This window comes from Paraburkholderia sp. BL9I2N2, assembly GCF_004339745.1.
GTDB lineage: Bacteria > Pseudomonadota > Gammaproteobacteria > Burkholderiales > Burkholderiaceae > Paraburkholderia.
In genome coordinates this window covers 1,091,141-1,102,379 of the sequence record NZ_SMGP01000004.1, presented here as the reverse complement: position 1 = coordinate 1,102,379, position 11,239 = coordinate 1,091,141, and the positions used below count along the sequence as shown (strand labels likewise).

Genomic DNA, 11,239 nt, shown 5'->3' with positions numbered 1-11,239 from the left:
TCTATATGTGCATGCAGGGTACCGTTCATTGTCGATCAACGCTCAACTCGTGCGGATCAGGCGGGAGCTGGGCAATCCGGCGGAGCCGACCACGCATCACCCACCCAATGCGATGATTGCCATGGTCAGCGCGATGCCGAGCGCAACCATCGCGCATCCTGTTTTCCATCCGCCGTAGCCGGCGTGGCGGCCTAGCGCCACGCCACTGGCAAATAACATTGCAAGGGTGAGTGCACGCGACACGATCAAGGCAGTCGGGACATCCCTGAACAGGATGAACGGCAATGCAACCGGAAACGTCGAGAAGACCACGATCAAGAAAATGCCCACCGCGCCGATGAAGTCATTGCGCACGAGGCGCGGGCGGTGCGGCAAAGCAGTGACGGCAGCGAGGCGCGCGCGGATGAGTTCCAGTTCCGTATCGGCGATCAAGGGTTTGATCCATCTTGGCAACGCGTCGCGAAGGGCGCGAACTCCGGCGGCCGCGTCCGGCTCGCTTTTTACCGTCGACGCGAGTGTGAGCCGTCTGGCGCGATTGGTCAGCGTGCGTATGAGAAACATCACAGCATCCGCCAGGCCCCACGCGAGGTTGCAGCCAAGTGCCGTGTAGAACATTTTTCGCCCAGCGTCTTCGCCTGCTGTCACGGCCGACACGGCGCCGACGAACGTCAGCGCCATAAACAGACCAAAACACAGTTCCGACACCCGGTCGACGGTATCCAGAACCGGCTCGCGCGCTTCGACGTCTTCCTCATCCGTCGGACCAGTAGCGTACATGAACTCTCCGATTGCGGTTAGCGCCTGATCGTACTCACTACCCTGCCGAATCGGCACGTGGCGTTCGACACCTCGCGCCGAGCGAATGCCGTTGAGCGAGGAGGCCTCCTCTCGCGAATTGAAAACGCGCCATGCGGCGTAGCGAACGGGGAGCGCGGATATTCACGCTTCATCTGACTGTCGGATGCGTGACGCTTGTACAGGTTCATCAGGATCGGATGACCACCCCGCCCTGCGGCATTCCGCGCGCGTGGCACGAATGTGGTTCCTCACCGGCCTTCATCAGTTGACCACGAGCGCAGACTTGCAGCATACGGCGTTCGACGTGGCGACGATATTAGACCAAGGTTGTATGGCATTGCTTTACGCCGAGACCTACATTGGTAAGGGATCTTCGGAAAATTACTCAGGTCAACGTGCGCATGGAGACATGGTAATGGCGAAGAAAGAAGCGAAAAAAGACCCGTCCGGGGCGGACAAAACGCTCTCCTACAAGGAGTATCGGAAGGCGTTGTTCCAGTTGCATGTCGAACTGGTCAGGCTCCAGGAATGGGTGATTCAAACAGGCAGCAAGATCTGCATCGTTTTCGAAGGACGCGATGGCGCGGGCAAGGGCGGCACCATCAAGGCAATCACCGAGCGTGTGAGTCCGCGCATATTTCGCGTCGTCGCGCTGCCCGCGCCGAGCGAGCGCGAAAAGAGCCAGATGTACGTGCAACGCTACCTGCCCTACCTGCCCGCCGCTGGAGAAGTCGTGATCTTCGACCGCAGCTGGTACAACCGCGCGGGAGTCGAGCGGGTGATGGGTTTCTGCTCCGATGAGGACGTGCAGAGCTTCTTCAAGGCGGTGCCGCTCGTCGAGCGGGCGATCGTCGGATCCGGCGTCATCCTGCTCAAATACTGGCTCGAAGTCAGCCCCGAGGAACAGACCCGCCGTCTTGAAGCACGCATCCACGACGGGCGCAAGGTGTGGAAGCTCACGGATATGGACCTGAAATCCTATAGCCGGTGGTATGACTACTCGCGTGCGCGCGACGCAATGTTCAAGGCCTCGGACACCGAGATCGCTCCGTGGTACGTGGCGAATTCGAATGACAAACGTCGCGCGCGGCTCAACATCATCAGCGATGTGCTTCACCGGATTCCCTACACGGCGATGCCCCGCAGGAAAGTGACGCTTCCCAAGCGGCAAAAAGCGGACGGCTATGAGGAACCGCACTATCCGTTCAAGTACATCGCTGAGCGATTCTGACCTCGGGAGCTCACTGTAGACGAAGGCCATCGTTGCCATGAAACAGGAACAGTCGTCCCGCCGGGAAAAGCGAAATGGCCCTCAACTACGGCGGTCGGTCCGCAGTTGGAAGACCCGGCTGTACCGATCGTACGGCGAGCACTAATCCAGTATGTATTCCATCATCTGCGCACAGTGCAACGTAGCCGCGCGCGACCAGTCACCGGATCATCCGCCTGATCATCCGCCTCGGTGAGATTGAAGCCCACGAACAACTCGCTGCCTGACGGAACGAACGGAGAGCGGCCATGACGAGAAGGATTGCACGGCTCTTAAGCATCAGCCTCGTCGTCGTGTTGACGGGCTGCCCATCGAAGCAACAGGATCAGCAGGCTCAGACGCAGCCCGCTTCAGCACCGGCCGCAGCCCCGGCCTCTGCCCCGGTTGCAGCCTCTGTTGCGGCCGCAGCGTCCGTGCCACTCCCAGCCTCGGCGCCCGAGCCTCAGGCCCAGCAATTTCCACCGGAGGAAATCGAGGCGCTGGTCGCGCCGATCGCGCTCTATCCCGACTCGCTGTTATCGCAAATCCTGATGGCGTCGACCTATCCGCTCGAAATCGTGCATGCTGCCCGCTGGGTGAAAACGCACAAGGAACTGAAGGGTGAAGCTGCTGTGAAAGCGGTGCAGGACCAGCCGTGGGACGTCAGCGTGAAGTCATTGGTGGCATTTCCACAGGTGCTGGAACCAATGAACGACAAGCTCGACTGGACCCAGAGGCTCGGAGATGCGTTCCTTGCGAATGAAAAGGACGTGCTCGACGCGGTACAGCGATTAAGGGTGCGTGCGCAAAAAGCCGGACACCTGACGTCTAACGCGCAGCAGAAGGTGGTTGTCGAAGCCCCGGCCCCGAGTGGAGGCGGCCAGCGCCCACAAGGTGGCCAGACGCCGCAAACCATCGTGCGCATCGAGCCATCCAATCCCCAGGCCGTCTACGTGCCCTCCTACAATCCAACCGTCGTCTACGGCGGCTGGAGCGCTCCCGCTTACCCGCCGACCTACTGGCCGCCGTATCCGGCTTACTACCCCGGCGCCGCTCTTGCGACCGGGTTCGCATGGGGGGTCGGCATCGCGGCTGCGGGCGCACTCTTCGGCAATTGCAACTGGAATAACAATGACGTCAACATCAACGTGAATAAGGCCGCCAACATCGACCGCAATTTCGACCGTACCAAGGTAGAGGGCGGCAAGTGGAAGCACGACGCGGGACATCGTCAGGGTGTCGCCTATCGCGACAACGCGACGCGTGACAGGTACTCGAAGGGTACGCAGGGCGCCGACGCGCGACGCGACTATCGCGGTCGCACCGGCGGCGCTACCGAGCGTGCGAGCGTCGCCAACCGCGCGGAAGCCGGAAATCGCACGGGTCGCCAGAACAACGCGACCGCCGCCGACCGTACAGGCCGAACGAATACCGCGGGTGCCGGCGATCGGCCCAACAAGTCCGATCGAGGTGCTACAGCCAGCAATCGGGCACAGACGTCCAACCGCAACGCCGCAGCCGGCAATCGCGCACAGACGTCCGATCGAAGTACGGCGGCGAGCAATCGCGCACAGGCGTCGGATCGAGGTGCGGCGGCGAGCAATCGTGCGCAAACGTCCGCTCGTGCCGCTCCGTCAAACGCACAAACCTTCGACAGAAGCGGCGGCGGTTACTCGGGAGGTGGCCGCGACTCGGCATTCCAGGGCGTCGGCGGAGGCACCGCGACGCAGCGCGACTACAATCGCGGGCAAGCGAGCGCGCAGTCGTCGAACTATAACCGTGGGGGCGGCGCAGCCCGTGGTGGTGGCGGCGGTGGCGGAGGCGCACGCGGCGGCGGCGGCGGCCGGCGCTAGTTCGTCATACGAAGGGAAGCGATCCCAGCTGAATCAGCATTTGATACGGCTTTTCTGGACCCACTGCATAAGCGGCGTTCACCCGCGCAACTGTTGGAGAATCCGTTTCCACCTGCGAAGTGGGCGCCGAAGCGCTGCCTGGCTCGAGAATGCTCGACGAATGGTAAAGACAGATCCACTCGTGCTCGCCCGCATTCGACATGTCGGTTTCGAGCATCCAGTTGACCCCGCACTGAAGACAGCGATATCTGCACACTTCGAGCGGGCGGCGACCCAGTGGACGCAGCCACGTCGAACAGTCTGATTTCTGCAACTGTGGATGGGGCGCAGGAATAGCGCTTTGCAGCATTCTCTCGCACGCGTCGCAAAACATGGGAGTCAGGATCGCAGAAGAATGACGGAACAACTATAGCACCGGGGACTGCGGGGTTGGGCGGCTAGTCCCGGTGCGTGGCTTGCGGAGTTGGGAACACCGCAGCGGCTACTTCTCATCACCAGGTTCAACGCGAGAACCTGGCTTCACGCGTCACCGGCGCAGCCAGGAAGTAAACGGTCATCGCGCGCGAACTGATCGCTGCGTCAACAGGGTTGCACGCGCAGTGGCTGTGAACTGCACGCGAGGCCTCGCGTACGTTGCGCGCAGATGTTCAACAAAGACGGCCGCCCCTCGAATCGATCCAGCCCAGATCCTGCGGACCCACACGCGATGTCGAGGCCGCCGTGCCCCATGGTCAGTTCCGCAAGTATCAGTGCGAGACCCGTGCCAGCACGAGTACGTAGAGCGCGGACGCCGCGAGTTGCACAAGTGTCACAGGCAGTCCATAGCGCAGAAACGTTGCGAACGTCACGGGTCTGCCTTCGCGTGCGCAGATACCCGCCGATACGATGTTCGCGGCCGCACCGATGAGTGTGGCGTTGCCTCCGAGCGTCGCGCCGAACATCATCCCGACGAACACCGGAATGGTGACTGGCGGCCACTGGGTGAACTGGTCGGACAACGCAATGTCGGGTACGAACTCCGCCGCCACCAGGTATCCCTTGACCATCACAATGGACGCCGCTGCAACCGGTACGTTGGCGAGCAAAGACGACAGCAGTCCAATTCCGGCGATCATCACCAGAGCGACGAGCGACAACTGGGTGCCGAATTGCTGATAGAGCTGGAGTGCCACGACCTGAAGCAGACCCGTCCTGGTCATCGCCTGAACCAGACAGAAAACCGCGCCGAGGAACACCAGTGTCTTCCAGTCGACCTCCCGCAGCACGCTATCGGTAGACTCGACCCTGGACGCGTAGCCGACCAGCAGCGCCAGTGCGCTGGCAATCAGTGCAACCGCCGGCGGAACGATGCGCGTGGGCAAGTCCTCGCCGAACACGAACAGCGCCATCATCGTCGCGAGCACGACGAGCGACACGCCCGCATAGATAGGCCGCTGGAGCCGCGCACGCGGCTCACGGGCCGGCAAGGTCCGCCGGATCTGCCATATGTCGCGCATCAGGAGCGGAAGCATCGGCACCACGACCCCAACGGCGACGACACCGCCCAGGCTGACGCGCCGCAGGTACTCTCCAAACGTCATGCCGATCGAACTGCCGACGAGGAACGTCGCCGGATCGCCGACCAGCGTGAGCAGTCCGGCTGAGTTGCTGACGATGGCGGTCAGCACCATCGGAGCGACGATGTCCACTTCGAGCGCCACGGCCACGCGGATGATGATGGGGGCCAGCAGAACGACCGTGGTCGCGTTCGGCAGGAACGCGCACAGCGGCGCGACAATCGCAATCAGGAGCAGCAGGAAGCGCTTACCGCTTCCGCCGGTGGCCCGCAGATACAGGTCGCCGACCAGGTCGAACAGGCCCGTGGATGACAGGATGCGCGCGACCACCATGCCGCCGAACAACAGACTGATCGGACCCGCGGCGGTTCGGGCCGCGCTCAGCATGTCCTGTTCGTCGAGTATGCGCAGCGCGATCAGAACGCTCACGCCGACAAGCGCGGCGACGGCCATATCGATCACGTTGAACGCGATCACCAGTATGACCGTCGCGAACACGCCGAGGACAATATAGACCTGCAGTTCGCTCATGACGCGCCTCGCTGGGTTCAGCGCATCGGCGGCGCATACATCAGCCCGCCATGCGTCCACGATTCGTTGATCCCGCGTTCGAGCCGCAGCGGACTGCGCGCGCCGAGGTTTCGGTCAAACATCTCTCCATAGTGACCAGCGCTTCGCAACGCCCGAAGTGTCCACTCGGGTTCGACACCGATCGCGCGGGTGACTGTATCGTCGGGAACGAGCGCCTGCCGAACAAGGGGATCGCGCATCCGTTCCTGCACGTTCTCAGAGGTCACGCCCAGTTCTTCTGCTGCGATCAGCGTGAACAGCACCCAGCGCACGAGAATCAGCCAGGAGACGTCACCGCCCTGGACAACCGGGCCAAGTGGCTGTTTCGAGATCCGCTCCGGAAGGATGACGACCGATGCCGCGCCGCCTGGCGCATGCAAGCGTATGGCAGTCAGGTAGGACGCGTCGGCCGTGTATGCGCTGCAACGCCCGGCGAAGAATGCCTGTTCCGTTTCAATCGCGGATTTCAGCACGAGCGGCTTGATGTCGAGCCCGTTCGCCGCCGAGTAGGCAAGCAGATGTTCTTCGGTGGACGTCTCCTTCTGTACGCACACCGTGGCACCCTTGAGTGAGGCAAGCGACTGTGCTCCGCCCCGCCCCGGCACCATGAATGCCTGGCTGTCGTAAAACAGAACACCTGCGAACTGGACCTTGAGAGCCCCCTCACGAAGCAGGGTCCACGTTGTGTTGCGCGCGAGCAGATCGACCTCATCCGTCAAAAGCGCCGGAAAACGCGCTGACGCCGTGAGCGGAACAAATGCGACCCGTGCAGGGTCGCCGAGGGCGGCGGCCGCTACGGCGCGGCAGAAGTCGACATCGATACCCGACCAGTGTCCCGCGGCATCCCGTACGGAAAAGCCGACAATCCCCTCGCTAACGCCGCAGCGCAGCGCACCGCGCGCCTTCGCAATCATCAGGGTTTGCCCGTCCGCCGCTTCGACTCGCGACGGCAGGCACATCACAGCGAGCAGCAGCAGCCATATCGCCCTCACGATTCGGCCTCTCGTTGCCATGACGTCATCCCTCCGTCCGTGTGGCGTGATGCTGTGCGCGATGTTCCATTCACCCTCATCGTCGAACGAACGCCTGAGGTGAGGTTCAGGATGTCCTGATTTCGTTCGAAAGAGGTTGGCCCGTTTCGAACTCGGTGACGCTTCGCAGGGTTGTTTGGCAAATTGTCGTCACGGCTTCACGCGTGAGGAACGCCTGATGCCCGGTAACGATGACATTCGGGAACGAGATCAGGCGTTGAAGCACATCGTCGGTAATGATGGTGCTGGAAAGGTCGCGAAAGAAAAGTTCTGCTTCCTGCTCGTACACGTCGAGCGCCGCCCCTCCCAGTTGCCCGCTTTTGAGTGCCTCGATCAGCGCTTCGGTGTCCACCAGCCCACCACGACTGGTATTGACCAGCAATGCCCCGCGCTTTGCCCTGCCCAGACTGTCGGCATTGATGATGTGAAAGGTTTCCGGAGTCAGCGGGCAGTGCAGCGAAATGATGTCTGCGCTCGAACCAATTTCCAGGGGACGCGCGTAGCTGGCACCTAACGCCTCGAATTCGGGCGACGGGAATTTGTCGTAGCCGATGACCTTGCAGCCAAAACCAAGCATGATCCTGGTGAAGACACGGCCAATCTTGCCTGTACCGACCACGGCCACTGTCTTGCCGCAAAAATCAAAACCCATCAGCCCGTCCAGCGCAAAATTGGAATCCCGCGTTCGGTTATAGGCTCGGTGGATCCGCCGATTGATCGCCAGCAGCAATGCAACCGCATGCTCCGCAACCGAGTTGGGCGAGTAATCCACGACTCGAACCACCTTCACCCCGAGACGGTCGGCGGCTTTGAGATCCACGTTATTGAAGCCGGTGCAGCGCAGCGCGACAAGGCGTGTTCCCCCGCGCTTGAGTGCGTCGAGGACCGCTGCATCCGCAGTGTCGTTGACGAAGATACAGACGGCGTCATTGCCCGTGGCAAGTTCGACGGTTTCCAGTTCTAACGGGTCGTCGAAGTATTTGAGTTGATGGCCCTCGGCAACGTTCGCGGCATTGAGAAATTCGCGATCGTAGGGCTTGGCGCTGAATACGGCAATTTTCATCGCGTGTCTCCCGGTTTCATGGAGGTCCGGCTTTTCGCCAAAAACCTGGTCGGCTATCCGCCGACCAATGCAACAGCGATCTGCGCGAACAGGATTTTCACAATAGTCATCGAAGGAAAAATCATTGCGTAACCGACGTCCGGCCTGTCTGTTGGAGCAACGCGATTAGCGAAGGCCAGGATGGCCGGATTCCCCGTCGCGCCGCTGATGATTCCCACCGTCGCGTCAAACGGCAGCTTGAAAACCCACAGGCAGAAGAACGCTGTAATCAGCACCAGTGCGAGAAGAATCGCAACTCCACAGAGGAGAAACGAAATGCCGGTCGCGCCGACTGTCGCAAAGAACTTCGGCCCGGAAGCGATCCCCACCTGGGCGAGAAAGATCGTCAGGCCGAAATTGCGCAGGACCAGATTGGCCGAGAGAGGCATGGTCCAGACGAACGGTGGGGAGCGGCGAATCTTGCCGAGGTAGAGCGCAACCAGCAGCAGCGCAGCCAGCCCGAGGGTCAGCCTGCCGACCCCCGGAATAGGGATCGGGATCATGCCGATGAGTAGTCCCACGGCTGCGCCGGCGCCGATGGAGATGAAGCTTAGCTCCGCGGTGCCCTTGATAGAGTCGCCGAAGAATCTACGGATCGCCTTCATCTGAGCTCGATTGGCGAGCAGGCCGACCCGATCGCCGAACTCGAGGATCAGGTCGGAACTGGGCAAGATGTCGGCATCACCTCTACGTACGTGAGCAATCGAGCAGATCACGCCATCAGGGAAGGCGATGTCCCGAAGTGATCGCCCCACCACGGCCCGGCTCGACGCAAATACGCGCGCATAGTCGAGATCCTCCCGGTGACTGGTCATCCTCCCCGGCTGCAGTTCTCCGACAAGAGCGGCTGCGTCCTTGAGCACCGCGGGGTCCATAGAAGTGGCAAGCAGGACATCATCCGTGTGCAAGACGAGGTCGTCCCCCGGCAGGAGATTGTGGTGTTCGCGACGCACGGCTGCGATTGCCACACCGGCCGGCAGTCGTGCCGTCAACTCGGAAAACCTGAGACCGATGAATGCGCCGTTTTTCAGCGCGATTTCAGCGGTTTCCATGAGCTTTTCCGGCGGCTGCTCGACCTTCACTTTTAGCAGTGCGCTAAGCATGTAAATGAGCAGGATGGGACCTGCAACGCCGAACGGGTAGGCTACGCTATAGCCGACAGCGGCGCCGTCGCTTTTCGTCGCTGCGATGATCGCCTGCAAGGTTGCTGTGCTGGTACCCGAGCCCGCGAACATCCCGAGTGACTCATCGAGTTTGACGCCAAACATCGGAACGAGAGCCAAAGACACGAATCCCGCGCCAACGACTCCCAGAGCGGCTGCCGCATTGGCGCGCAGTCCATCGGCGCTGGTGAGGCCCTTAAAGAACTGGGCCCCGTACTGGATGCCGATGCCATAAAGAAATAGCAGCAAACCAAGGGTTCCGAGAAGGGCAGGCGGCGACGACCTGGGCGCGAATCCTCCGATCACCAGTCCCACGAAGAGGACCGCGCCCGATCCGAGCGAGACGCCCTTTATGCTGAACTCGCCCACGACATAACCCAATCCGATAGTCAGGAACAGCGTAAACAGCGGCTGAGTTTCGAGCAGAGCCCTGAGTGTATCCATAGCGGCCTCGTTGTTAGACGACCGGCACGATAGCGCGACGATGCGAAGAAGAACTTACTCCCACGTGCTCAGGATTCCATCGGGCTGCCGTGTCTGCATGGCATGTGCACGCGGTGTGCTGCTCGACAGATACTGGCAGCGCCTGACACCGGTCAGGGCAAGGCCGGCTTGAGCGAATAATGTTCGATGCTGGGACCCCGCGCGACAATGGCCGCACTCTTTCGAATTTCCTCCCGAGCGCCGGGCAGGTCGATCAGCGAGTGTTGAGCACCGCACAGCACGGTCTCAAGCTGAATGGGATCGCCTGTCCAAGCCAGCGGAGATACATGCGAAACCGTGGCGCATCCGTGAACAAACCCGCCAACATTCCAATACGGCAACACCGGCGCCCGGTGTTCCGACAGCCGCTGGAAATGCCACATCGAGCGGCGTGTGCCTGGTGCGATGGCGGCGATCGAACCGAACCATGCCGGTGACATGGCGACCTCCGGATCGGCCGACTACGAGCAGACGCTTGCAGCATACGGCGTTCGATGTGGCGACGATATTGGACCAAGGTTGTATGGCGTTGCTTCACGCCGAAGCCTACATTGGTAGGGGATCTTCGGAAAATTACTCAGGTCAACGTGCGCATGGAGACATGGTAATGGCGAAGAAAGAAGCGAAAAAAGACCCGTCCGGGGCGGACAAAACGCTCTCCTACAAGGAGTATCGGAAGGCGTTGTTCCAGTTGCATGTCGAACTGGTCAGGCTCCAGGAATGGGTGATTCAAACAGGCAGCAAGATCTGCATCGTTTTCGAAGGACGCGATGGCGCGGGCAAGGGCGGCACCATCAAGGCGATCACCGAGCGTGTGAGTCCACGCATATTTCGCGTCGTCGCGCTGCCCGCGCCGAGCGAGCGCGAAAAGAGCCAGATGTACGTGCAACGCTACCTGCCCTACCTGCCCGCCGCTGGAGAAGTCGTGATCTTCGACCGCAGCTGGTACAACCGCGCGGGAGTCGAGCGGGTGATGGGTTTCTGCTCCGATGAGGACGTGCAGAGCTTCTTCAAGGCGGTGCCGCTCGTCGAGCGGGCGATCGTCGGATCCGGCGTCATCCTGCTCAAATACTGGCTCGAAGTCAGCCCCGAGGAACAGACCCGCCGTCTTGAAGCACGCATCCACGACGGGCGCAAGGTGTGGAAGCTCACGGATATGGACCTGAAATCCTATAGCCGGTGGTATGACTACTCGCGTGCGCGCGACGCAATGTTCAAGGCCTCGGACACCGAGATCGCTCCGTGGTACGTGGCGAATTCGAATGACAAACGTCGCGCGCGGCTCAACATCATCAGCGATGTGCTTCACCGGATTCCCTACACGGCGATGCCCCGCAGGAAAGTGACGCTTCCCAAGCGGCAAAAAGCGGACGGCTATGAGGAACCGCACTATCCGTTCAAGTACATCGCTGAGCGATTCTGACCTCGGGAGCT

General features: G+C 61.3%; 10 protein-coding genes. 3 read left to right on the top strand and 7 right to left on the bottom strand.

Annotated features, from left to right (window positions below; translation table 11 throughout):
- Nucleotides 1-96: 96 nt before the first annotated feature.
- Nucleotides 97-777, bottom strand: a complete 681-nt coding sequence (locus B0G74_RS41390) for a hypothetical protein (protein WP_132383101.1) — start codon at nucleotides 775-777, stop codon at nucleotides 97-99.
- Nucleotides 778-1,213: 436 nt separating this feature from the next.
- On the opposite strand from B0G74_RS41390, the gene ppk2 (B0G74_RS41385) reads away from it, so the two are divergent.
- Both ppk2 (B0G74_RS41385) and B0G74_RS41380 read left to right on the top strand, forming a co-directional pair.
- A complete protein-coding gene (ppk2, locus tag B0G74_RS41385; protein WP_132383304.1) occupies nucleotides 1,214-2,029 on the top strand; it encodes a polyphosphate kinase 2 in 816 nt (271 codons plus the stop codon).
- A gap of 287 nt (nucleotides 2,030-2,316) precedes the next feature.
- Complete coding sequence (locus tag B0G74_RS41380) at nucleotides 2,317-3,900, top strand: DUF3300 domain-containing protein (protein WP_243658548.1); 1,584 nt, start codon at nucleotides 2,317-2,319, stop codon at nucleotides 3,898-3,900.
- Nucleotides 3,901-3,904: 4 nt separating this feature from the next.
- Here the strand turns inward: B0G74_RS41380 and B0G74_RS41375 are convergent, their stop codons facing one another.
- From B0G74_RS41375 to B0G74_RS41350, 6 genes are all read right to left on the bottom strand, one after another.
- Nucleotides 3,905-4,117, bottom strand: coding sequence for a hypothetical protein (locus B0G74_RS41375; RefSeq protein WP_132383099.1), 213 nt, complete (start codon nucleotides 4,115-4,117; stop codon nucleotides 3,905-3,907).
- A gap of 529 nt (nucleotides 4,118-4,646) precedes the next feature.
- Complete coding sequence (locus B0G74_RS41370) at nucleotides 4,647-5,987, bottom strand: SLC13 family permease (protein ID WP_132383097.1); 1,341 nt, start codon at nucleotides 5,985-5,987, stop codon at nucleotides 4,647-4,649.
- A gap of 17 nt (nucleotides 5,988-6,004) precedes the next feature.
- Nucleotides 6,005-6,940, bottom strand: a complete 936-nt coding sequence (locus tag B0G74_RS41365) for an amino acid ABC transporter substrate-binding protein (protein WP_243658547.1) — start codon at nucleotides 6,938-6,940, stop codon at nucleotides 6,005-6,007.
- A 184-nt stretch (nucleotides 6,941-7,124) separates the two neighbouring features.
- The gene (locus tag B0G74_RS41360) at nucleotides 7,125-8,120 is read right to left on the bottom strand and encodes a 2-hydroxyacid dehydrogenase (RefSeq protein ID WP_132383093.1); all 996 of its coding nucleotides are present in this window, start codon (nucleotides 8,118-8,120) and stop codon (nucleotides 7,125-7,127) included.
- A 53-nt stretch (nucleotides 8,121-8,173) separates the two neighbouring features.
- A complete protein-coding gene (locus B0G74_RS41355) occupies nucleotides 8,174-9,766 on the bottom strand; it encodes a TrkA C-terminal domain-containing protein (RefSeq protein WP_132383091.1) in 1,593 nt (530 codons plus the stop codon).
- Nucleotides 9,767-9,918: 152 nt separating this feature from the next.
- Entirely contained in the window at nucleotides 9,919-10,245 is a 327-nt protein-coding gene (locus B0G74_RS41350) for a hypothetical protein (RefSeq protein ID WP_132383089.1), read from the bottom strand.
- 167 nt (nucleotides 10,246-10,412) lie between these two features.
- Between B0G74_RS41350 and ppk2 (B0G74_RS41345) the strand changes: the two genes are divergently transcribed.
- Nucleotides 10,413-11,228: a polyphosphate kinase 2 gene (ppk2, locus tag B0G74_RS41345; RefSeq protein ID WP_132383304.1), complete on the top strand. Its 816-nt coding sequence runs from the start codon at nucleotides 10,413-10,415 to the stop codon at nucleotides 11,226-11,228.
- Nucleotides 11,229-11,239 lie beyond the last annotated feature (11 nt).